General features: G+C 62.0%; 25 protein-coding genes and 1 tRNA gene. 15 read left to right on the forward strand and 11 right to left on the reverse strand.

Translation table 11 applies throughout. The features are described from left to right. Positions 1-93: 93 nt before the first annotated feature. The 8 genes from map to LB552_RS02535 all read left to right on the forward strand — a co-directional run bounded on the left by map (position 94) and on the right by LB552_RS02535 (position 6995). Positions 94-921 carry a type I methionyl aminopeptidase gene (gene map, locus LB552_RS02500; protein WP_140840430.1) on the forward strand — a complete coding sequence of 276 codons (828 nt, stop codon included), beginning with the start codon at positions 94-96 and terminating at the stop codon, positions 919-921. Positions 922-956: 35 nt separating this feature from the next. Beyond that, complete coding sequence (radC, locus tag LB552_RS02505; RefSeq protein ID WP_095765043.1) at positions 957-1718, forward strand: RadC family protein; 762 nt, start codon at positions 957-959, stop codon at positions 1716-1718. 148 nt (positions 1719-1866) lie between these two features. Further along, positions 1867-2751, forward strand: a complete 885-nt coding sequence (locus LB552_RS02510) for a cytochrome c oxidase subunit II (RefSeq protein WP_224525292.1) — start codon at positions 1867-1869, stop codon at positions 2749-2751. Positions 2752-2772: 21 nt separating this feature from the next. Then, entirely contained in the window at positions 2773-4542 is a 1770-nt protein-coding gene (ctaD, locus tag LB552_RS02515) for a cytochrome c oxidase subunit I (RefSeq protein ID WP_224601678.1), read from the forward strand. Next, on the forward strand, positions 4539-5243 hold the full coding sequence (locus tag LB552_RS02520; protein WP_224601680.1) for a cytochrome c oxidase subunit 3: 705 nt from the start codon (positions 4539-4541) through the stop codon (positions 5241-5243). The genes ctaD and LB552_RS02520 overlap by 4 nt, the downstream gene beginning before the upstream one ends. Before the next feature lie 10 nt (positions 5244-5253). Continuing rightward, entirely contained in the window at positions 5254-5973 is a 720-nt protein-coding gene (locus tag LB552_RS02525; protein ID WP_095765039.1) for a heme-copper oxidase subunit III family protein, read from the forward strand. Positions 5974-5999: 26 nt separating this feature from the next. After that, the gene (locus LB552_RS02530) at positions 6000-6392 is read left to right on the forward strand and encodes a cytochrome C oxidase subunit IV family protein (RefSeq protein WP_224601682.1); all 393 of its coding nucleotides are present in this window, start codon (positions 6000-6002) and stop codon (positions 6390-6392) included. 129 nt (positions 6393-6521) lie between these two features. Then, positions 6522-6995, forward strand: coding sequence for an aminoacyl-tRNA deacylase (locus tag LB552_RS02535; RefSeq protein WP_224601684.1), 474 nt, complete (start codon positions 6522-6524; stop codon positions 6993-6995). A gap of 346 nt (positions 6996-7341) precedes the next feature. Here LB552_RS02535 and LB552_RS02540 read toward each other — a convergent pair whose 3' ends face one another. The 3 genes from LB552_RS02540 to tig all read right to left on the reverse strand — a co-directional run bounded on the left by LB552_RS02540 (position 7342) and on the right by tig (position 10171). Continuing rightward, entirely contained in the window at positions 7342-7722 is a 381-nt protein-coding gene (locus LB552_RS02540; RefSeq protein ID WP_224601687.1) for a c-type cytochrome, read from the reverse strand. Positions 7723-7936: 214 nt separating this feature from the next. Then, positions 7937-8464: a hypothetical protein gene (locus LB552_RS02545; protein WP_318012009.1), complete on the reverse strand. Its 528-nt coding sequence runs from the start codon at positions 8462-8464 to the stop codon at positions 7937-7939. Between the two features lie 177 nt (positions 8465-8641). Continuing rightward, complete coding sequence (tig, locus tag LB552_RS02550; RefSeq protein ID WP_224601688.1) at positions 8642-10171, reverse strand: trigger factor; 1530 nt, start codon at positions 10169-10171, stop codon at positions 8642-8644. 444 nt (positions 10172-10615) lie between these two features. Here tig and LB552_RS02555 point away from each other — a divergent pair. Together LB552_RS02555 and LB552_RS02560 are read left to right on the forward strand one after the other, a co-directional pair. Next, positions 10616-10700 (forward strand) — tRNA-Leu (locus tag LB552_RS02555). 328 nt (positions 10701-11028) lie between these two features. Further along, positions 11029-11934 carry a hypothetical protein gene (locus LB552_RS02560; RefSeq protein WP_224601690.1) on the forward strand — a complete coding sequence of 302 codons (906 nt, stop codon included), beginning with the start codon at positions 11029-11031 and terminating at the stop codon, positions 11932-11934. Positions 11935-11980: 46 nt separating this feature from the next. Here LB552_RS02560 and LB552_RS02565 read toward each other — a convergent pair whose 3' ends face one another. Then, a complete protein-coding gene (locus LB552_RS02565; RefSeq protein WP_224601692.1) occupies positions 11981-12562 on the reverse strand; it encodes a GDYXXLXY domain-containing protein in 582 nt (193 codons plus the stop codon). Next, positions 12559-13677, reverse strand: coding sequence for a DUF2157 domain-containing protein (locus LB552_RS02570; RefSeq protein WP_224601694.1), 1119 nt, complete (start codon positions 13675-13677; stop codon positions 12559-12561). The genes LB552_RS02565 and LB552_RS02570 overlap by 4 nt, the downstream gene beginning before the upstream one ends. Positions 13678-13911: 234 nt before the next feature. Here LB552_RS02570 and LB552_RS02575 point away from each other — a divergent pair, with 234 nt between their 5' ends. The 5 genes from LB552_RS02575 (at position 13912) to LB552_RS02595 (ending at position 16697) form a co-directional block, all read left to right on the forward strand. After that, positions 13912-14052 carry a DUF1127 domain-containing protein gene (locus LB552_RS02575; protein ID WP_095765031.1) on the forward strand — a complete coding sequence of 47 codons (141 nt, stop codon included), beginning with the start codon at positions 13912-13914 and terminating at the stop codon, positions 14050-14052. A gap of 51 nt (positions 14053-14103) precedes the next feature. Beyond that, positions 14104-14244, forward strand: a complete 141-nt coding sequence (locus tag LB552_RS02580) for a DUF1127 domain-containing protein (RefSeq protein ID WP_071031998.1) — start codon at positions 14104-14106, stop codon at positions 14242-14244. Between the two features lie 363 nt (positions 14245-14607). Continuing rightward, complete coding sequence (gene trmFO / locus LB552_RS02585) at positions 14608-16017, forward strand: methylenetetrahydrofolate--tRNA-(uracil(54)-C(5))-methyltransferase (FADH(2)-oxidizing) TrmFO (RefSeq protein ID WP_224601696.1); 1410 nt, start codon at positions 14608-14610, stop codon at positions 16015-16017. A 73-nt stretch (positions 16018-16090) separates the two neighbouring features. Further along, complete coding sequence (locus LB552_RS02590) at positions 16091-16393, forward strand: type II toxin-antitoxin system ParD family antitoxin (protein WP_224601698.1); 303 nt, start codon at positions 16091-16093, stop codon at positions 16391-16393. Then, on the forward strand, positions 16365-16697 hold the full coding sequence (locus LB552_RS02595) for a type II toxin-antitoxin system RelE/ParE family toxin (protein ID WP_224602252.1): 333 nt from the start codon (positions 16365-16367) through the stop codon (positions 16695-16697). Before LB552_RS02590 ends, LB552_RS02595 begins: the two co-directional genes overlap by 29 nt. A gap of 8 nt (positions 16698-16705) precedes the next feature. Here the strand turns inward: LB552_RS02595 and LB552_RS02600 are convergent, their stop codons facing one another. From LB552_RS02600 to yajC, 6 genes are all read right to left on the reverse strand, one after another. Beyond that, on the reverse strand, positions 16706-17656 hold the full coding sequence (locus LB552_RS02600) for a sterol desaturase family protein (protein WP_224601700.1): 951 nt from the start codon (positions 17654-17656) through the stop codon (positions 16706-16708). Next, a complete protein-coding gene (locus LB552_RS02605; protein WP_095765027.1) occupies positions 17656-18081 on the reverse strand; it encodes a hypothetical protein in 426 nt (141 codons plus the stop codon). The genes LB552_RS02600 and LB552_RS02605 overlap by 1 nt, the downstream gene beginning before the upstream one ends. An 82-nt stretch (positions 18082-18163) precedes the next feature. Further along, positions 18164-19033, reverse strand: a complete 870-nt coding sequence (locus LB552_RS02610; RefSeq protein WP_411965384.1) for a phytoene/squalene synthase family protein — start codon at positions 19031-19033, stop codon at positions 18164-18166. Next, entirely contained in the window at positions 19034-19423 is a 390-nt protein-coding gene (locus tag LB552_RS02615) for an Mth938-like domain-containing protein (RefSeq protein ID WP_140840452.1), read from the reverse strand. It lies immediately after the preceding gene. Positions 19424-19451: 28 nt separating this feature from the next. Continuing rightward, positions 19452-21992 carry a protein translocase subunit SecDF gene (secDF, locus tag LB552_RS02620; RefSeq protein WP_224601702.1) on the reverse strand — a complete coding sequence of 847 codons (2541 nt, stop codon included), beginning with the start codon at positions 21990-21992 and terminating at the stop codon, positions 19452-19454. Positions 21993-22046: 54 nt separating this feature from the next. Beyond that, positions 22047-22385, reverse strand: a complete 339-nt coding sequence (gene yajC / locus LB552_RS02625; RefSeq protein WP_095765024.1) for a preprotein translocase subunit YajC — start codon at positions 22383-22385, stop codon at positions 22047-22049. Between the last annotated feature and the right edge of the window lie 135 nt (positions 22386-22520).

A 22520-nucleotide genomic window follows, 5' to 3' on the forward strand; every position in this document is an offset into this window, starting at 1 on the left:
TCGTCCTTGAACCTTGCGGCTTCCGGTGCCAAATCTGGAGCAGATTTTCGCATTTCGGCTCCCTTGGAGCCAACGCCCGCAAAACGGACAAGAATGGTCACCTATCTCGACGCCTCCACGGCCCCCCTTCGAAACACCGGCCAGATCCGCCTCTATGGCGAGGACGGCTTCGCCGGCATGCGCAAGGCCTGCGACCTCACCGCGCGCTGCCTCGACGAGCTTGTGCCGTTGGTGAAGCCCGGCGTGACCACGGAAACGATCGATCGCTTCGTCTTCGAATTCGGCATGGACCATGGTGCGCTGCCGGCCACGCTCAATTATCGCGGCTACACCAAATCGTCCTGCACCTCGATCAACCATGTCGTCTGCCACGGCATCCCCGACAACAAGCCGCTGAAGGAAGGCGACATCGTCAACATCGACGTCACCTATATCCTCGACGGCTGGCATGGCGATTCCTCGCGCATGTATCCGGTGGGCACGATCAAGCGTGCCGCCGAGCGCTTGCTCGAAGTGACCTATGAGTGCCTGATGCGCGGCATAGCCGCGATCAAGCCCGGCGCCCGCACCGGCGCCATCGGCGCCGCGATCCAGACCTATGCCGAGGCCGAGCGCTGCTCGGTGGTCCGCGACTTCTGCGGCCACGGCGTCGGCCAGCTTTTTCACGACGCGCCCAACATCCTGCATTACGGCACCGTCAATGAAGGCGTCGAAATGCGGCCGGGCATGATCTTTACCGTCGAGCCGATGATCAATCTCGGCCGGCCGCATGTGAAAGTGCTGTCGGACGGCTGGACGGCAGTCACGCGCGACCGCTCGCTGTCGGCGCAGTATGAGCATACGATCGGCGTCACCGACACAGGCTGCGAGATCTTCACGCTGTCGCCGAAAAAGCTCGACCGCCCCGGCCTGCCGGCGTAGCACTTCGACTTAAGCCTGAGGGGAGCGGGCGGACCATGGGCAAAGTCGAGGACGAGCGGGCATTCTTTTCCGAAGGCTGGATTGAACCTCCTAAGGCAGTGCAAAAGAAGGCGGCACCTACCGAGAAACCGCATTATCACGGCCATCGCGACCGCCTGCGCGAGCGCTTTGTCGCCGGCGGACCGGACGCCCTGCCCGACTATGAACTGCTCGAGCTGCTGCTCTTCCGGCTGATCCCGCGCGTCGACACCAAGCCCATCGCCAAGGCGCTCATCGCCCGCTTCGGCTCGCTGGCCGAGGTGCTCGGCGCGCCGGCATCCCTGCTTGAAGAAGTCAAAGGCATCGGACCGGTCGTTGCGGCCGATCTCAAGGTCATCGCCGCGACGGCCCAGCGCATGGCGCGCGGCGAGGTGCGCGGCCGCGAAGTCCTGTCCAACTGGACGCAATTGCTCGACTATTGCCGCTCCGCCATGGCCTTCGAGAACCGCGAGCAGTTCCGTATCCTGTTCCTCGACAAGAAGAACGGGCTGATCGCCGACGAGGTACAGCAGACCGGCACCGTCGACCACACGCCGGTCTATCCGCGCGAGGTGGTCAAGCGCGCGCTCGAGCTCTCAGCCAGCGCCGTCATCCTGGTGCACAACCATCCTTCTGGCGACCCCACACCTTCCCGCGCGGACATCGAGATGACCAAGCAGATCATCGATACGGCCAAGCCGCTCGGCATCGCCGTGCACGACCACATCATCATCGGCCGCAAGGGCAACGCCTCGATGAAGGGTCTGCTGCTGATCTGAGGCGTTTGCCCGGCAATTCGGGATTGCCGGGACATCGTCGCCTCATCAGATAGTCGGCTCTGGCATTTCAGCAGGAAATCAAGCATGATGGCACTTGGTATCTTCCTGGGATGCTTCGCGCTCCCGTGAAATACCGGGAGGACGGGACATGGCCATTGTGCTTGTACTCGTTTTGATCGTTGTGGGCTCGGTGCTGTTCCACCTCCTGAGCCCATGGTGGTGGACGCCCATCGCCTCGAACTGGGACTACATCGACAACACCATCACCATCAGCTTTTGGATCACCGGCATCGTCTTTGCCGCTGTCGTGCTCTTTATGGCTTATTGCGTCTTCCGCTTCCGGCATCGGGAAGGCAATCGCGCGGCATATCAACCGGAGAACAGGCGGCTCGAATCGTGGCTGATGATCGCAACGGCGGCCGGTGTCACCGCCTTGCTGGTTCCCGGCCTCTTCGTCTGGAGCCGCTTCGTCAACGTTCCCGGCGAGGCCGCCGATATCGAGGTTGTCGCCCAGCAATGGCAATGGAGCTTCCGTTTGCCCGGCAAAGACGGCAAGCTCGGCACCTCCGACACCCGTATCGTCTCGGCTGAAAACCCGCTCGGCATCGTACCCGGCGACCCGAACGGCCAAGATGACGTCGTGGTCGAGGCGGCGGACCTGCACCTGCCGGTCGGCAAGCCGGTTAAGGTGCTGTTGCGCTCGATCGACGTGCTGCACGATTTCTACATCCCGGAATTCCGCGCCAAGATGGATATGATCCCGGGATCGGTGACGTATTTCTGGTTCACGCCGACGCGGACCGGAACCTTCCAGGTCTTGTGCGCCGAGCTGTGCGGCCAGGGACATCCGCTGATGCATGGCGTTGTCATGGTCGATACCGAGCAGGATTATCTGGCCTGGCTCGGCCAGCAACAGACCTTTGCGCAATTGTCCGCGCCCCAGCAAACGGGCTCGGCGAACCAACCGTCGGAAAAGACGATGGCGTCCAGTTTGGACGTTGCGGCAAAACTCGAAACGCTCGAGGCCCGCTGAACAGGGCGCGGAGGTGCTCCCATGGTCGACGTCACACCCGCAGATGCCGTTCCACCCGCCGAAGTCGCGGAGATGGAACTCTACCATCCGCACAGTTGGTGGACGAAATACGTCTTTTCACAGGACGCCAAGGTCATAGCAGTCCAGTATTCGGCGACGGCCATGGCTATAGGCCTCGTCGCGCTGATGCTGTCCTGGCTGATGCGCCTGCAGCTCGGCTTCCCCGGCACGTTCGATTTCATCACTCCGGAGGCCTACTATCAGTTCATCACCATGCACGGCATGATCATGGTGATCTATTTGCTCACCGCGCTCTTCCTTGGCGGCTTCGGCAATTACCTCATTCCGCTGATGGTCGGCGCCCGCGACATGGTCTTTCCCTATGTCAACATGCTGAGCTATTGGGTCTATCTGCTTGCCGTGCTGGTCCTGGTGTCGAGCTTCTTCGCGCCGGGCGGGCCGACAGGCGCCGGCTGGACGCTCTACCCGCCGCAGGCGATCATGACCGGCACGCCGGGCGGTCAGGACTGGGGCATCATCCTGATGCTCTCTTCGCTCATCCTGTTCATCATCGGCTTTACCATGGGTGGCCTGAACTATGTGGTGACGGTGCTGCAAGGCCGCACCCGCGGCATGACCTTGATGCGCCTGCCGCTCACCGTCTGGGGCATCTTCACCGCCACGGTCATGGCGCTTCTGGCCTTCCCGGCACTGTTCGTTGCTTGTGTGATGATGCTGCTCGACCGTCTGCTCGGCACTTCCTTCTTCATGCCGGCAATCGTCGAGATGGGCGAGCAACTGCAACACAATGGCGGCAGCCCGATCCTGTTCCAGCATCTGTTCTGGTTCTTCGGCCACCCGGAGGTCTACATCGTGGCGCTGCCGGCCTTCGGCATCGTGTCCGACCTGATCAGCACGCATGCGCGCAAGAACATCTTCGGCTATCGCATGATGGTCTGGGCCATCATCGCCATCGGCGCGCTGAGCTTCGTGGTCTGGGCGCACCACATGTATGTCAGCGGCATGAATCCTTATTTCGGCTTCTTCTTTGCCACCACGACGTTGATCATTGCGGTGCCGACCGCGATCAAGGTTTATAACTGGGTGCTGACGTTGTGGCGCGGCGACATCCACCTCACCATACCGATGCTGTTCGCGCTCGCCTTCATCGTCACCTTCGTCAATGGCGGCCTGACGGGCTTGTTCCTCGGCAACGTCGTCGTCGACGTGCCGCTGTCGGACACGATGTTCGTCGTCGCACATTTCCACATGGTCATGGGCGTCGCACCGATCCTGGTGATCTTCGGCGCGATCTATCACTGGTATCCGAAGGTCACCGGACGGATGCTGGACGAGACACTCGGCCGCTTCCATTTCTGGGTCACCTTCCTCGGCGCCTACCTGATCTTCTTCCCCATGCACTATCTCGGCCTGATGGGCGTTCCGCGGCGCTACGCCGAACTGACCGACATGAATATCATGACGGAATCGGCCCACCATCTGAACTCGTTCATCAGCATCATGGCCTTCATCGTCGGCTTCGCCCAGATGGTGTTCCTGTTCAACCTGATCTGGAGCATCCGCCATGGCCGTGAGGCCGGCGGCAATCCGTGGCGGGCAACGACGCTCGAATGGCAAACGCCTGAGACGCCGCCGGCGCACGGCAATTTCGGCAAGGAACTGCCTATCGTCTATCGTTGGGCCTACGACTACAGTGTGCCGGGTGCCAAGGAGGACTTCATCCCGCAGAACGTGCCGGGCTCCTTCGGCCCCTCCAGGGAGCCGGCATGAGCGTCATCCTGGTCTTCATGTTGGTGATCGCCGGCTTTGCCGGTTGGTGGCTTTCGCACCAGCGGTTGACAGCCAAGCCGTGGCTGGAGCAAGGCGTGGCCGGGGACGTCGTCGGCTTCGACCGGTCGTCCCTGCCCACCGCCAAGATCGGCCTCGGCGTCTTCCTCGCCGTCGTCGGCTGCCTGTTTTCGCTGTTCACCAGCGCCTATTTCATGCGCATGGGCCTGTCGGACTGGCGGCCGCTGCCGCTGCCGCGCCTGCTTTGGCTCAACACCGGCGTGCTGGCGCTGAGCAGCGTCGCGCTGCAATGTGCGGCGGTCGCCGCGCGCAGAGGCCAGGTGGACATGGTCAGGCTCGGTCTTGCAACGGCGGGGTTGACCGCCCTCGCCTTCCTCGCCGGCCAGTTGATTGCATGGCGGCAGCTGACCGAGGACGGCTATCTGTTGGCCTCCAACCCGGCCAACAGCTTCTTCTATCTGATCACGGCGATGCATGGCCTGCACATACTGGGCGGGCTGGTCGGCCTTGGCAGGACGAGCGCCGGCGCCTGGAACGGAACGCGGCGGGAGCGGCTGCGCCTCAGCGTCGAGCTGTGCGCCATGTATTGGCATTTCCTGCTTTTCGTCTGGCTGTGCATCTTCGCCGTCCTGGCCGGTTGGGCGGCGACGTTCGTGAGCATTTGCCAACGGCTGCTGACCTAGGAGACTGGCGATGGCCGAGACCACACTGACGCATACCAGCCAGATGGATCGCCCCCAGGGCTTGCGCGGGATCGCCGCCGACTGGGCCTCGGATCAGCGCGCGTTCAAGAACGTGTCCTGGGGCAAGGCCATGATGTGGATCTTCCTGCTCAGCGACACCTTCATTTTCGGTTGCTTCCTGCTTTCCTACATGACGGCGCGGATCTCCACGCGCGTGCCGTGGCCGAATCCAAGCGAGGTCTTCGCCTTGCGCATCGGCGGCTCGGAGATCCCGCTGATCCTGATCGCCATCATGACGTTCGTTCTCATCTCGAGCAGCGGAACCATGGCCATGGCGGTCAATTTCGGCTATCGCCGCGATCGTCGCAAGACAGCGATCCTGATGCTTTTGACCGCCGCCCTCGGCGCGACCTTCGTCGGCATGCAGGCCTTCGAATGGACCAAGCTGATCACCGAAGGGGTTCGGCCGTGGGGCAATCCCTGGGGAGCCGCGCAATTCGGCTCGTGCTTTTTCATGATCACCGGCTTCCACGGCACGCACGTCACGATCGGGGTGATCTTCCTGATTATCGTGGCGAGAAAAGTCTGGCGTGGTGACTTCGACACCGGCCGGCCCGGCTTCTTCACCAGCCGCAGGGGCCGCTACGAGAACGTCGAGATCATGGGGCTCTATTGGCACTTCGTCGACCTGGTCTGGGTGTTCATTTTCGCCTTCTTCTATCTGTGGTGAGAGGCAGGCTCTGTTGAGAGGAAGACATGGCTGAAGCAACCGCAAACGGTCTCGGACAACACACACTGCATCCCGCCCATGACGCGGCGATCGTCGCCAAGGCGGAGACGCATCAGGAGCACCCGATCAAGCTCTATCTGGTCGTCTGGGCGTGGCTGTTCATTCTCAGCACCTGCTCCTATCTGGTCGACTATTTCGGCCTCCATGGCTATCTCAGGTGGTCGCTGATCCTGATCTTCATGATGCTCAAGGCAGGACTGATCGTCGCCGTCTTCATGCACATGGCCTGGGAGCGGCTGGCGATGATGTATGCAATCATCCTGCCGCCGATACTGGTGCTGGTTTTCGTGGCGATGATGGTCTTCGAGGCCGACTATACGCTGCTGACTCGTATCGCGTTTTTCGGGCCTGGCCCCTGACACCCGATACGGGGTCCAGCCGCAGCATGACGGGCCGGGGACGGCCGGTTCCGATGGCTTGAAACAACAGGCCGCCGGCCCATTTTGGTTTGGCGTATGCGCCGTGAACTCAAGCAAAGGACGCGGACAATGACGATAGCGAACAGACTGAGAAACTTTATCGACCGCAAGGGCATCTCCTACGATACCGTGGGGCATCATCGAACTGCCACCAGCAGGCAGGCCGCCATTGCCGCGCACGTGCCCGGCAGCATCATGGCGAAGTCCGTGGTCGTTCACCACGAACTCGGTTATGCGCTGGCCGTGGTGCCAAGCACCCACAGAATCGAACTCGGCAAGCTGCAGGACGTCATGGACAAACGCCTCGGCCTCGCTTCCGAAGACGAAGTGGTATCGCTCTTTGACGATTGCGACGTCGGCGCCATACCGCCGATCGGTGCGGCTTATGATGTGCCGGTCATTCTGGACGAAAGCCTGCGTGATGCCGCCGATATCTATTTCGAGGGCGGCGACCACAAGACGCTTGTGTATGTCAGCGGCAAGGATTTCCGCAACCTGACGACGGACGCGCGCCAGGCGCGGTTCAGCTATCCGGCCTTCTGACGCATAGAGACTCCCGCCGCTGCGTCACGGCAGGGCCTGATTGCTTCGACGGTCTGGGGCAGCCGGCGGCTCTACGACCTTGCGGTAAAAACATGCCAGGGCCGAGGATCGGCAGCACGACCGCCAGTCGTCCAGGGCTGCTTTTTCGGTATTCTCAAGATGCGAAGGTGAACGTCATGGACACGCGGACGCTTCTCATACTCGGCGTTGGCATAGTCATTCTGCTGCTACTGGGTTTTTTTGCGCTCCCGGCGTGACGGTGCTGGGCGCGATATTCATCTGCGCACTGCCGGCGTCTTCCTTCCGGATAAGCAGGCGACCATCAAAAGAGTCTGGACGGCGGTGTTTATTTGGAAAACTGCTTCAGGTAGGCGATGACGTTGGCTATGTCCTGATCGTTCTTGAGGCCGGGAAACGCCATCTTCGTCCCTTTGACCATCGCCTTGGGGTCGTGAAGATATTTTGTCAGCGTAGGCTCGTCCCATTTGATGCCGGATTTTCCGGCCTCGATCATGGCCGTGGAATAGCTGAAACCGGGATGCGTGCCCGCGGTGCGCCCGATGACGCCATGCAGAGACGGGCCGACCTTATTCTGGTCCTGCTCGGCAATGTGGCAAACCTTGCATTTGGTGAACACCTTCTCGCCTGCGGCGGCGTCCTGCGCCTGCGATGGGCTTGCAAGGAACGTCGTGGCGGACAAGACGATGAAAAGCGCGGTTGCGCGCATGGCACTTCCTCCCTGATCGTCATTTACGTCGGACGGCCCGCGCCATGCTGGCGTATCCTGCATGGCGGGCGGCCGCGTCTCTTCAGTGGAATTGCGGCACCTACATACCACAGAATCGAACCAATGGGCAAAAATTGCCAGCCTGCGAAGGCTTAGGCCATGCGCCGAGGACTAACTGCCCTAAAAGCGGTCCAAGCCTTCTGAACGGCGACGATCAGGGCGGGTCGGTCTTGCAGCTTGCCGCGATCTGCCCGATCACGTCCGAAAAACCCGCAAGCTCGAAATCGGCCTCGCCGCGTCCCGACAAAAGGCCGAAGCGCCACGACAGCGTCAGCCGGTTCGCTGAAGCCAGACGCTTGATGCCGTCGTCTCCATCCCTGACCAGTGTTCTGCCGCGCGGGCCGACCGACCAGCTTTCATCGGTTTTGCCGCCGCCGTCGACCACGACGGAGATGGTGATCTTGCGGCTGGCGGAGACAGCATCGTTGAGCTGGAGCCACTCGCTCCAGCGTGGTTCGCCGTGGGGCCGGCAAGCCAATGTCAGCACAGGGCTGTAGCCCAACGCTCCGCCGCCGGTGATGAGCTTGTTGCTGGCGTGGAGCGACGCCGTGATCTGACCATCATTACCGGCGCCAACGCTCCAGTTGCCGAGAGCCGGCTCGGCCCGGGCGACACCGGCGGCTGCGGCAAACAAGAGCGCCGCGGCGACGACCACGTCTCTCATCGTGAATCCCAGCCTCACCAATGCCTCCAAACACCCGCGAATGCGATGAAGCGCAGATAATGTTCAACCGTTGGTATCGCCAGCGGCAGGCCTTCAAGACAAGTTGTCTGTGTTGCCACGCCGCCACAATAAAGTAGCTCCTAATGAAAAAGGCCGCCCGGAGGCGGCCTTTCCAAATCGCGGTGTTGAAACCTATTACTCGGCTTCCTTGGCGGCTTTTTTCTTTGGCGCGGCCTTCTTCTTCGGCTCTTCCGCCTCGCCGGTGGCTTCGCCTGCCTTTGCTTCGCCAGCCTTTGCGTCGGTTGCCTTTGCGTCGCTTGCCTTGGCTTCGGACTTCTTCGAGGAAGCCTTCTTGGCCGGCTTCGCCTTGGTCGCGGTTTCGGCCTCTTCGTCGTCGGCCATCAGCTCGTCCTTGCCGACCTTGACGTCGTTGACCGAGATCTGGCCCAGCAGATAGTCGACCACCTTCTCCTCGAACATCGGCGCGCGCAGCGCGTTGATGGCTTCCGGGTTGCTGCGATAATACTCGAAGGCTTCCTGCTGCTGGTTGGCCGGGAAGCGGCGCACCTGCTCGAACAGGCCGCGCTGCAGTTCCTCGTCCGACACGGTGACGCCGGCCTTCTCGCCGATCTCGGCCAGGACCAGACCGAGGCGCACGCGGCGCTCGGCAAGGCGCATATATTCGGCACGCGCTTCTTCTTCCGTCGTCTCTTCGTCGGCGAAAGTGCGGCCGGCGGCTTCCAGGTCGCGGTTGACCTGGCCCCAGATGTTGTTGAACTCGGCCTCAACGAGCTTCGACGGCGCCTCGAAGGAATAGGATGCGTCGAGCTGGTCCAGCAACTGGCGCTTCACCTTCTGGCGGGTCATGGAGCCGAACTGGTTCTCGATCTGGCCGCGCACGATCTCGCGCAGGCGCTCGAGCGATTCCAGGCCGAGATTCTTGGCCGTCTCGTCATTGATCTCGAGCGCGCCGGGCGCCGACACTTCCTTGACGGTGACGTCGAAGGTGGCTTCCTTGCCGGCCAGATGCGCCGCCTGGTAGTTTTCGGGGAAAGTGACGGTGACCTGCTTCTCGTCGCCGGCCTTCGTTCCGATCAGCTGCTCCTCGAAGCCCGGGATGAACTCTTTCGAGCCGAGCACCAGCGGCTGGTCGGTGCCGGCGCCGCCGGCGAAGGCCTCGCCGCCGATCTTGCCGACATAGTCGATGGTCACACGGTCGCCCTCGGCGGCCTCGCCGGTCTTCGGCTCGTAGCTGCGCGCCGATTCAGCGACGCGCTTGACCTGATCCTCGACTTCCGCGTCCGGCACGTCATAGACCTGGCGCGTCACCTTGATGTCGGAGAAATCCTTGATCTCGATCGGCGGGATGACTTCGTAGTTGAGGCTGAATTCGAAATCGGCGCCGCCGGCCAGGATCTTCTCGGCCTCCTTCTCGTCCTCGGTCATGATCACTTCGGGCTGCATGGCGGCTTTTTCGCCGCGCCCCGAGATGATCGAACGGGTCGAGTCATTGAGGATCTCGTTGACGACCTCGGCCATGAACGACTTGCCGTATACCTTGCGCAGGTGCTGCACCGGCACTTTGCCCGGGCGGAAGCCGTTGATGCGCACCTTGCCGCGGGCATCGGTCAGCCGCGCCATCAGCTTGGCTTCCATGTCACCGGCCGGCACGGTGATCTTGATCTCGCGCTTGAGACCGGAGTTGAGCGTTTCGGTGACCTGCATCCTAGAACCTTTGTTTTCAACAATGAGACTGCCGAACGGTTTTAGCCGTTTACAGCCTGCCGGTATGATCTTGCCGGAAATGGCTTTTGGGACGGAACCTGGCGATTTGACCGCGAATGCGGCTCAAATTCTCCTGAACTGCGCCTTGCCGGATGCGAATAAGTCTTTGTTTTTCCTACGACTTTTCACATCTTGCAGAAGCGGAAACTCACTTTCCGTCACATTCGACACGCCTTTTGTCACAGGCTAGGCTAATTTTCAACTATCTTCGCTCCAATGCATGCCGCCCAAAAGTGCGCAGCGGTTTTGGGAGAACGGCATGCATCAAGACTAGGCCTGAAGCGCGTCACCCGAGCCGTTTCGACATGACGCGCTTTAGCCGGATAAGCATGACTTGAGCCTCGACATTGACAGAATGATGGCTACATGGGATTGCCGGGGAAAGCGGATGTGGCGGAATTGGTAGACGCCCTGGATTTAGGTTCCAGTGCCGAAAGGCGTGGGGGTTCGAGTCCCTTCATCCGCACCATCCTTCGCTCTTTGAGCTTCGGACGGCAGGACCACCACCTGAGGCTCGAAGAGCCGAAGGTGTCTCCGAAGTCTTGGCGAAGGAGGACCGCAGCTATCTCCTGGCGGCGCAAGCAAGGCCCTCACGCTCTCGGAGACCATCCCGCTTTGCGCATCCGATGCACTTGAAATAGCCCTTTGACAGGTTCTTACTTGCAACAGGCGGGTCGGGGCTCTGTCAGATTGTGCGTGTAACTTCTCTGGTTCTGGGACTTGGGTCAGCTCTCGCGGCGGCGTCTCAGGTTGAGGCTTTGGAGTACACTCCGGCTTCTCTTCCGGGTCAGCGGCCAATGCTCATTGTCTCCGGTGAGTTTAGCGCCAATGAGTCCTTGAACGGCTTCAGCCGCGCGGTTGCGAGCAGCGGGGCCAAGGTGATTGTATTCAACTCCCCTGGTGGCAACGTCGGCGGTGCTATTCGTTTGGGGCGTATGATCCGCGCAGCAGGGTTGGATACGCTTCAGGTTGGCCAATTGCAGTGCGCTTCAGCCTGCTCACTGGCCTTCCTGGGTGGCATTCACCGTGTTGCCGAACCAAGTTCCATCGGCATCCACCGGGCGTTTCTCAAACCGGCTGACGGGATGTCCACCGAAGAAGCGAAGGCCCGCGTCCAGCTCGGAACGGCTGCAATCACGTCTTATGTGGTCGAGATGGGAGTGGACCCCAAGCTGATAGAATTGGCTTCGAGCTATGGCAAGCATGACATAAGATATCTATCGGCCAGCGAAATGGCTGACTTGCATGTGACCAATGCCGCAGCGAACCAATCGCCGGCAAATCCTGCGCCCGTGTCCGCTCCTGCACCCGACGCCAGGCAACTGCCGGAAAGCATTGCGGTCGCCTTCGTCAGGGATCTCATCGAGCATCATGGCGACAACGACGATTTCGCTCTTGCCCAAGTTCAGGCGTCCTACGCTCTCAAGGTCGATTATTATGGCAAGCTGACGAAGTTGAGGTCGATCGTTCAGGACAAGAGGAACTATTACCGGCGATGGCCTGAACGCGGATATAGCGTCCGCAAGGACAGCATCGTGGTCAACTGCACTAACGATCGCTGCATGGTTTCGGGCGTCTACGACTGGGTTGTGCGCAGCCCCTCGAAACACAAGCAGGAAAAAGGCGTGGCAAACTTTAGCTACACGATTTTGATCGGTCCCTATCCCAAAATTATCGCAGAGACAGGGAGTGTCCAGCGATAAGCGGGACCACCGTTAGCGCGGACACGGACGTCAAGCCCCTATAAACTTAGTAAAGCGACTCCTCGAACAGCGTCTTGTCGCCGTCCATCAGCGCCTTGATCTGCGCCGTGCCGTCTGCCGACAGCGCGAGCTTGATGCCGAACGGCCGCACGCGCATGTCGTCCTGGATCGCCATTCCTTCGCCTTCCGGCAGATAGAAGCGGTCGATCCCGTAGTCGGGTGCGATCGTCGCTTCCGGATCGCTGAGGCCCCAGCCTTCCCCGACATGGCCGGCAATGTCTGCTTCGTCCGCGCCGGCCGGGACCGGCGCTTTGCCGAACCACGCCGCGGTCGGCTGCCAATAGCCGTCGGAGCCCTTCTTCAACCGGACCACGATCGCTGTGTCGTCGCTGGAGAACTTGCCTTGCGGAAGGTTGACGATCAGCTTCACCGGGATGCGCGAAATGTTGTTGTTGAGCGCGATATAGTCGCCGCGCAGGAGGTCGCGCGGGTCGACCGGTTGGACTTTCAGCAGCACTTCCTTGCCGTTGCGCAGGATCGCGGCGCGGCCGGCGATGATCCAGCTGAGAAAGCCGATCTGAACAAGCGCCAGCACCAGCGCCGAGACGATCAGTTTCTTGCCGGTCATGCTGCTGCTCCTGTCTCGGCGGGCGCTCTCATGCGCTTCTCGATACGGATGATGATCAGCGCCAGTGCGCCGAGCAGCACGGCAGCCGCCAGGAAGAAGCCGGCCGTATCCAGCATCGAAAGCAAGGTGACGCTATAGATGATGGCGAGTTCGAAGGCGAAGCCGGCATAGGCCAGCCAGCGCAGGCCCCTGCTCTCGCGGCCGGCCAACATGATCGCCGCGACGATGCCGGCAAGCGCTACGATCGACGCGAGGGCGAAACCGCTATTGTAGGTGCTTTCATCCGCCAGCTCGAACTGGATCATCGCCATGCCGGTCAGGAAGCCGAGCAAGGCGTGCAAGGACAGCCGGCCGCCCAGCTGCAGGATCCTGTCGATCGGATCGCCGGCAAGGACCGCAGCGGCAAAGAGCAGCGTCGATACAATGACCAGCGACATCGCCACCGGCAACGTGTCGTGATCCGTCGCCAGCAAGACCAGATACAGAATCACAGACAGAATGATGAGGTGGCGCGCTGCCCGGCTGCGCGTCCAGAACGAAACGGCGAACAGGATGATCGCCATGACGATGAAGAGATGAGGAATTTCCGCGCGCCAGTAGAAGCCGAACCCCTTGAGGACCAGCCAGGCATCGGCAATGCCGACCGCAGCCACCGTCAGTGGGTTCGAACGCAGCGCTACTGCCGCCAGCGCGGTGCCGGCGCACCATGTCACCAGCGCCGAGGCCTCGTCGCCAGAAAGATGGTACATCTGGCCGATCAGCGCGATCGATCCGCCGAAGGCGGCGGCTGCAATGATCCACAGCGCCTCGCCGATCGCGGCATGGTCGCGCGTCTTCAGCACCGCGCCGCCGACATAGCCGGCCAGGATGACGGCGAAAAGCGCCGCCACACGAACGACACGCGGAATGGCCTCCCAGTTGGCGGCGACGAAAATCAGGATCGCTGCGCCGAACAGAAGCGCCGCCATCATTGCCAGGATCGAGCCGAAACTCAGCGACGCGCGCTCGTTGGCAGCGACGTCGCGCGTCAATGCCTCCGCCGTGGCGGGATCGATCAGCCCTCTCTCCCGCCAGCGGGCGATATCCGCCCTTAGCCGTGTCGTATAGCTCGCCATGCTTTCCCCCAAAGCCTGGTCATTTCCTCAACCGGGGCAGCCAAACCGTTGACGCGGCGGCACTTTCCGATTCGGCCTTCTTTGCGACGCAGGCGTGAACGCCGTTAATGTTGCATTGCACAATTTGCATTGCTGCCATGCGCCAACGGCACTTTTAAACCGATATGATCCCACCTATTTTCTGTTCGTACACAAACGGAATGATCCGAAGTTAAAGACGAAACGAGAACTACCATGAACCTGATCCGCAACTACCGCAACTGGCGCCGCTACCGGGACACCGTCTCCGAGCTGAACCGCCTGTCGAACCGTGAACTGACCGACCTCGGCATCAGCCGCAGCGACATCCACTACGTCGCCCGCAAGGCGGTCTAATCCGCTTCGGACCGCAAATGGTCCGAACCAGTTTTGAAGAGAGTTAAGACAATGAACCTGATCCGCAGCTATCGTAACTGGCGCGTCTATCGCGACACCGTTGCTGAGCTGGGTCGGCTTTCCAACCGCCAGCTCCACGATCTCGGCATCGTTCGCGACGAGATCAAGATGGTCGCCCGCAAGGCGATCTAAGCAAGGCATTTCGCCAGGGTCGACCTCCTCCCCGACCCTGACGGATACGGCCAACCCTCACCTCCTCCCCAGGGTTGACCACCAAAACGGCGCCCGCCGGACCTCCTCCCCCGGCGGGCGTTGTTCCCGAAGCGAACGCAGTTCGTCTTCGAAGGGCGATAAGGAATTTCGTCAAAGCCGACCTCCTCCCCGGCAATGACGAATGAAGGTCGATCTTCACCTCCTCCCGAGGATCGACCCCCAAAACGACACCCGCCGGACCTCCTCCCCCGGCGGGTGTTGTTGTTTCTGGCGCAGGCACCGGCCTCGTGCGTTGTCAGCTGGCAATTGCAATCGCGTCCCCAAGCTATTATTCCGGCGCTCATGAGCAAAAATCCCGTACACGTCATCGGCGGCGGCCTCGCCGGCTCCGAAGCCGCATGGCAACTTGCGCAAGCCGGCGTTCCGGTCGTGCTGCATGAGATGCGCCCGGTACGCGGCACCGACGCGCACAAGACCGACGGCTTGGCCGAGTTGGTCTGCTCCAATTCCTTCCGCTCCGACGATGCCGAAAACAACGCCGTCGGGCTGCTGCACGCCGAAATGCGGCTTGCCGGCTCGCTGGTCATGAGTGCCGGCGATGCGAACCAGGTGCCGGCCGGCGGCGCGCTGGCCGTCGACCGCGACGGCTTTTCCGACGCGGTCACCGCGAGGATCGAGGCGCATCCGCTGATCACCATCCAGCGCGAGGAAGTGCCTGGGCTGCCGCCCGAGGATTGGGACCAGGCGATCATCGCCACCGGCCCGCTGACGGCGCCTTCGCTGGCGCAGTCGATCGCCGAAGCTACCGGCGCCGATGCGCTCGCCTTTTTCGACGCGATCGCGCCGATCGTGCATTTCGACACGATCGACATGAACACAGCCTGGTTCCAGTCGCGCTACGACAAGGTCGGTCCAGGCGGCACCGGCAAGGACTACATCAACTGCCCGATGGACAAGGAGCAGTATCTCGCCTTCGTCCAGGCGCTGCTCGACGGCCAAAAGACCGAGTTCAAGGAGTGGGAAGGCACGCCCTATTTCGACGGCTGCCTGCCGATCGAGGTGATGGCCGAGCGCGGTGTCGAGACCCTGCGCTACGGGCCGATGAAGCCGATGGGGCTGACCAACGTCCACAATCCGTCGGTCAAGGCCTATGCGGTGGTGCAGCTCCGGCAAGACAATGCGCTGGGCACGCTCTACAACATGGTCGGCTTCCAGACCAAGCTGAAGCATGCCGAGCAGGTGCGCATCTTCCGCACCATCCCCGGGCTTGAAAACGCGGACTTTGCGCGTCTCGGCGGCCTGCACCGCAACACCTACATCAACTCGCCGACGCTGCTCGATCCTTCGCTGCAGCTGAAATCGCGCCCCGGCCTGCGCTTTGCCGGCCAGATCACCGGCTGCGAAGGCTATGTCGAAAGCGCGGCGATCGGCCTGCTCGCCGGCCGCTTCGCCGCCGCCGAGCGCCTCGGCCGAGCGCCGTCGCTGCCGCCCTCGACCACCGCCTTCGGCGCGCTGCTCAACCACATCACCGGCGGCCATATCGTCTCGGATGACGAGCCCGGCAAGCGCTCCTTCCAGCCGATGAACGTGAATTTCGGCCTGTTTCCGCCGGTCGAGGCGCCGAAGACCGAAGGCAAGCGCCTGCGCGGCAAGGACAAGACCGTCGCCAAGCGCCACGCCATCACCTCGCGCGCTTTGGCAGATTGCAGGGTATGGCTGGGGCTGCCGGCGCGGGCGGAAGCGGCGGAGTAAGGTTTGATCTCGGCTTGGACGCCCCATATAAAGTAGGATATCATCCTACTCGCAATCCTATGTGAGGTGAGCCATGGAATCCGCTGAGAAACTGTCCGTCACCGTCACGCCGGCCATGGCGCGCATGATCCGCGAAAAAGTCGAGGACGGCTCCTTCGGCTCCGCTAGCGAAGTCATCCGCGCCGCGCTCCGCGCCTTCCAGCGCGAGGAGCAAGAGCATGCCGAGCGCATGGCATCGATCCGTGCGCGCGTAAAGGCTTCGATCGAGGACAAGAGACCCGCCGTCCCGCTCGATGAAGCAATCGACCGGGTGAAGAACCGAATTTCACAGCTGGCGCAAGGCCATGATGATCCAGCGCCTCGTCGTCGTTCTTAGCGAAAACGCGATCTCCGATCTCGAAGCGATTGGCAGCTACATCCTTGAGAAGGGCGGCAGCGAAAACGTCGCCAATGGCTTCATGGATCGGGTTAGAGAGCGCTGCCGAAGCATCGGCAACGCACCTCGCGGCGGCCGCTCGCGCGATGACATCGCACCCGGGCTACGAACCGTCCCTTTCGAACATTCCGCGGTCGTCACCTATGTTGTCGAAAGCGATGTCGTTCTCATACTCAACATCTTCTACGGCGGCCGCGACTACGAGACGTTGATGCGCGACGGTGGTTCTGGCGATCAATCCTAAGGCGTTGATTACTCCGCCGGCTCCGCGCCTGCCCTCGGCAATCCCGGCTTGCCCGCCTCTCCCGGATTCCTCCGCACATAAGCCGCCTTCAGCGTCTCGGACGTATCGCGCGAACCGTCATGGCTCCAGCCTGGCGGCTGGATGAGATAGTTGACACGCTGACCAGGCGTCAGCCCCGGCGCCAGCGCATCCTTGAACATGCCGATCCATTCGTGGAACGCAACCTTCAGCGGATTGAAGGTGCCGATGTTCTTTACGATGCCGTAGCGCGGCCGGTCCTCCTCCAATTCCTCGACGAAGGTGCCGAACATGCGGTCCCAGACGATCAGCGTGCCGGCATAATTGGCGTCGAGATAGCGCGGATTGGTGGCGTGGTGGACACGGTGGTGCGAAGGCGTGTTGAAGATGAATTCGAACCAGCCCCACGTCTTGCCGATCGTCTCGGTGTGGATCCAGAACTGCCAGACAAGGTTGAAGCCGAAGACGAACGCGATCACCGCAGGATGGAAGCCGAGCAGCACCAGCGGCGCCTGCAGGATGAAGGTGAAGGTGAACAGCCCTGTCCAGCTTTGTCTCAGCGCCGTCGAGAGATTGTAGTGCTGGCTGGAATGATGATTGACGTGCTCGGCCCACACCCAGCGCACCCGGTGCGCGATGCGGTGATAGACATAGTAGCGCAGGTCGTCGAGCAGGAAGGCGGCGGCGAACACCCAGATCGACAGGCCGAGATTGAAGAAGCGGAATTGCCACAGCCACAGCAGCGCCCAGTAGGACACGACGCCGAGCAGCAAGCCTGCGACGACATTGCCGGTCCCCATCATCAGGCTGGTCAGCGTGTCGCGCGTTTCGAACGATCCCCTGGCGCGGCCGGTGCGCACCAGCCAGAGTTCGATCAGGATCGCCGCGACGAAGAACGGGATCGCAAGCTGGGTGACCTGCGGGAAATTATACTCGTCCATCACGCCGCCTCCCGGATCCGATCATGGCTTTGCAATGCCGCCGCCACGGCCAGCGCGCCGGCTTCGTCGGCAAAAGCAAACCGCCCGCCTTTCCAGGTGAAATCATTGAGCCGCAGCGAGACCACATTGCCTTCCCTAGTCAGCGCCAGAATGTCGTGGGGCGTGACGATGCGCGTCAGAAAACAATCGCCTATGCTCCGGACGATGCCGCAGCGCTGCGGGCCAAGATCGAGAAACGCGGCATGGCTGTCGGCTGTCAGCCGTATTGAACCCGGTCTTTCGTCGGGAAAATCCTCGGCAAAGCGTGCGAGCGCATGATCGGCGCCGGCAAGCGTCGCGGTCGTCGTGCCGCCGGTGAAATGCACGGCCGCGACCGACAGCGCGATGCCGAACACGACAAGGACGACCAGGACTGGCAGGCTCATGGAAAGACGGCTCCTCCGGCGGCCCGCATTTCTTCGACGCGAGTCCACATGGACGGAATCCCTAGCACGGTTGACGTTTACGTCAAAGGGGCGTCCAGCCCCGCATCGCATGACGCAAGAGCAGCCAGTGCCGGCGCAAGGTTGAGAGCGTTGCCGTCACACTGAGCGGCGACCTGCCCGTCTTCTCCATCCTGTCGAGATAGGCATGGGTCGGCGCTAGCGGCAGGAAGGCGGGCCGCAGCGCAACGGGAAGCGCTGGCGCACCCTTCTCGAAGGCGTTGAGATGCTCGCGCGCCAGCGCAATCATCGCCGCAACCGCGCGCTCGGCGGCTTCCCCGCCTTCGCCTTTGACGAACTCTTCCGGCGTCGTGCCGACCGCCGAAAGGATGTCGGCGGGCACAAAACACTGTCCGCGCCGACGATGGAGCGGCAGAAGCAACAACAGGCCGGTGATCGCCTGCGCGCAGCCGGCCCTGCCCGCCAGTTCGGCAAAGTCGGGCGCCGCGGCGGGATCGAGCACCATGGCCGCAAGCTGGATCAGCGCCGCGGCCGTCTCGCCGCAATAGCCCTCGAGATCGGTCCGCGACGGCATCGGGTCGTCATAGAGATCGAAGATGCGCGCCTCGAGCATGTTCTCGAAAGCAGCCTTCGGCAACCGGCAGGCGGCGATCGTCGCGCGCAGCGCATCGGCGGTCGGGTGGCCTGTCTCGGCATCCCCTCCGGCCGAAATGACGTCTCGCCACCATTGCAGCCTGACCTCGCCCGGCAGCGGCTCATGGATGCGATCGCGCACGCCGGCGATCTCGGCATTGAAGGCGTAGAGCGCGAGCAGCGCGTCGCGCTTGTCGGCCGGCGCGTAAAGCGCCGACAGATACCGGTCATGGTCGACGGCGCGCACCGCACCCATGACGATGTCGCCATTCTTGATGATCTTGGACGTGCCGGCGGCCATTCAATCGACGGCGATCAGCGCGGCGGCCACGGCGCGGTCTTCGGCGAGCAGCACATTGTAGGTCCGCACCGCCGCTCCCGTCGACATCGGGTCCGCCGAGATCCCGGCCTCCTTTAGCGCGGCTCGCAGCGCCGCCGGCAGCGGCCGCAGTTCCTTGCCCATCCCGACCAGCAGGATCTCGACTTTGCCGGCCTCGGCGAACAGCTTGTCGAAATCCGTGGCCTTCAGCGCCAGCGGATCGGCGGGCTCCCAGCCATGGATGCCCGACGGCAGGACGAGCAGCGATCCGCGATGCGACATATCGGCAAAGCGAAAGCCGCCATTGCCATAGGCCTCGATCGCCGCCTTGCCCGGGAAATGCGCCTCGCGGATGATGATGCCTTTGGCCATGGCTCTAGAACATGATGCCGAAACGGCGTCAGGTCGCCACCGCCTTGCCGTTCACCGGCTCCTTAGCCGAGGCCTGCGGCCTCAGCTTGAAGAGGATCAGCAGCGGCGCGGCGATGAAGATCGACGAATAGGTGCCGAACACCACGCCGAACAGCATCGCCAGCGTGAAGGAGCGGATCACCTCGCCGCCGAACAGCACCAGTGCCAACAGCGCCAGCGACGTGGTGACGGAGGTCAGCGTGGTTCTGGACAGCGTCTCGTTGATGGCATTGTTCAAGAGCTGCGGCAGCGGCATTTTCTTGTATTTTCGCAGATCCTCACGAACGCGGTCATAGACCACGATGGTGTCGTTCAGCGAATAGCCGATGATGGTCAGGATGGCCGCCAGCGACGACTGGTTGAACTCCAGCCCTGTCAAGACGAAGAAGCCGATCGTCATCACCACATCGTGCACCGTGGCCACGATGGCGCCGACGGCGAACTGCCATTCGAAGCGGAACCAGACATAGAGCAGGATGCCCGCCAGCGCGATCAGCATGGCGATCGTGCCCTGCTTGGCCAACTCGCCTGAGACCGTCGGCCCCACCACCTCGACCCGGCGGAAGTCATACTGGTCCTGCAGTTCGCCCCGCACCTTGTCGATCACAGTCTGCTCGGCATTCTCGCCGGCGTCCTGCGTGCCGACACGGATCAGCACGTCATTTGCCGCACCGAACTGTTGCACCTGGATCTCGCCGATATTGAGCTCGGAGAGCCTGTTGCGGATGTCACCGAGATCGGCATCGCCCTTCTTGGACTGCACCTCGATTATCGAGCCGCCTTTGAAGTCGATGCCGTAGTTGATGCCAAGAGTCAGGAACCCGACGACAGACAGGATCGACAACGTGCTGGAGAGAGCGAAGGTCCAGCGGCGAATGCCCATGAACGGGATCTTCGTGCCTGGCGGAATGAAGGTGACCGGCGCGCGCGGCAGTTCCTTCGGCCGGGCGCGGCGCAGCCAGATCGACACCAGCATGCGGGTGAAGGTGAAGGCCGTGAAGACCGTGGTCAGAATGCCGATCGCGTAGGTGATCGCAAAGCCCTTGACTGGCCCTGTGCCCAGCCAGAACAGCACCACGGTGGCGATCAGCGAGGTGACGTTGGAATCGATGATAGTCGCCAGCGCCTTGGAGAAGCCGGTGTCGATCGCCTGGATCACCGAACGGCCGTTGCGCCGCTCTTCGCGGATGCGCTCATAGATCAGGACGTTGGAGTCCACCGCCATGCCGATGGTGAGCACGATACCGGCGATGCCGGGCAAGGTCAGCGTGGCGCCGAGCAGCGACAGCGCGCCGACGATCATTGCCACGTGCACGGCCAGAGCGATGTTGGCCAGGAAACCGAGGAACCCATAGGCGACGAACATGAAGGCGACGACGAGAATTGAGCCGATCACGCCAGCCACCTTGCCGGCGTGGATGGAGTCCTGACCAAGGCCCGGGCCGACCGTACGCTCTTCGATGATCGTCAATTTGGCCGGCAGGGCGCCGGCGCGCAGCAAGACGGCGAGGTCGTTGGCGCTCTCGGTCGTGAAATTGCCGGAGATCTGGCCACTGCCGCCAAGGATCGGCTCGCGGATCACCGGTGCCGAAATCACCTGGTTGTCGAGCACGATGGCGAACGGCTTGCCGACATTCTGTTGGGTCGCCTGACCGAACCTGGTCGCCCCGCGGGAATTGAAGGTGAACGAAACCACCGGCTCATTGGTCTGTGAATTATACGTCGGGGTCGCATTCGACAGGTCTTCGCCCGAGACGATAACGCGGTTCTCGACGAGGTAAGGAACCGGAGGATCGTCCTGCGAATAAAGGACCGAGTCGCCAGCCGGCGGGCGATTCTTCATCGCGTCCTGGACCGGCACTGACGTGTCGACCATCTGGAACGTCAGCTTGGCGGTCTGGCCGATAATGTCCTTGAGCCTTTGCGGGTTCTGGAGCCCGGGCACCTGGACAAGGATGCGATCGTCGCCCTGCCGTTGCACGATCGGCTCGGTCGTGCCAAGCGCGTTGACGCGTCGCTCCACCACCTCGATCGCCTGCGAGAGAGCGGTCGTGGTGCGATATTTGATGCCCGCATCCGTGACGGTGAACTTCAACAGCCCAGGCTCGGAATCGTCCAGCGCCATCGACTGCACGGAACCGCCGGCAAACAGACCGGCGGTCACCGGATTGGTTATCGGCTTCAGCGCTGTCTTGGCGGCTTCGACCTGGCTCGCATCGTTGATGCGCACCTGCACGGTTCGGCCTGTTCCGCCAAGGCCGGTATATTGGATCTTGGCGTCGCGCAGCAGTGTCCTGATCTCGTCACGCGTCGTCTGCAGCTGATCCTTGATCAGGTCGTTCTGATCCATCTGCAGCAGGATGTGCGAGCCGCCCTGAAGATCGAGGCCCAGCGTCATCTGCCGCTTCGGCACCCAGTTCGGCAATTGCGCCAGCATGCTTGCCGGGAAGAGATTGGGCGCGGCGAGGATCACTGTGACGGCCACCGCGAGCCAGATCAGGATCATCTTCAGGCGCGAGAAATAGAGCATTCGTTTTATCCGTTCAGGCGTACAAGCGGCAGCGTTCCGCCATCGAGGTTAGGATTACTTCTTGGCGTTCTGGTTAGCCACCGGCTCGCCCTTGACGCGCACGTCCGAAATCGTCGAGCGCAGCGCCGTCACCTTGGTTCCGCCGCCAAGGTCGATCTCCAGCTCGTTGTCGTCGATCACCTTGGTCACCTTGCCGACGAAGCCGCCGCCGGTCACCACCGTGTCGCCGCGGCGCACCGCCGACAGCATTTCCTGGCGCTTCTTCAACTGCGCGCGCTGCGGCCGGATGATAAGAAAATACATGATCACGAAAATCAGGACAAACGGCAAAATCGAGATCAACATGTCTGGCGAGGCGCCGACGCCCTGGGCGTATGCCGGTGTAACGAACATCAAGAAACTCCTGGATGGTGAAATACCGCTGCGGCGGCCCCGCGAAAATTTGGCCGGAATATAGTCGGTAAACTTGCCAATGCAACTGCGCTGCGAGCCCGATCCGTTGCTTTTCCAGCCGTTTGCGGCGTGCTA

It is taken from the genome of Mesorhizobium sp. CA7 (assembly GCF_020165015.1).
Lineage (GTDB): Bacteria > Pseudomonadota > Alphaproteobacteria > Rhizobiales > Rhizobiaceae > Mesorhizobium.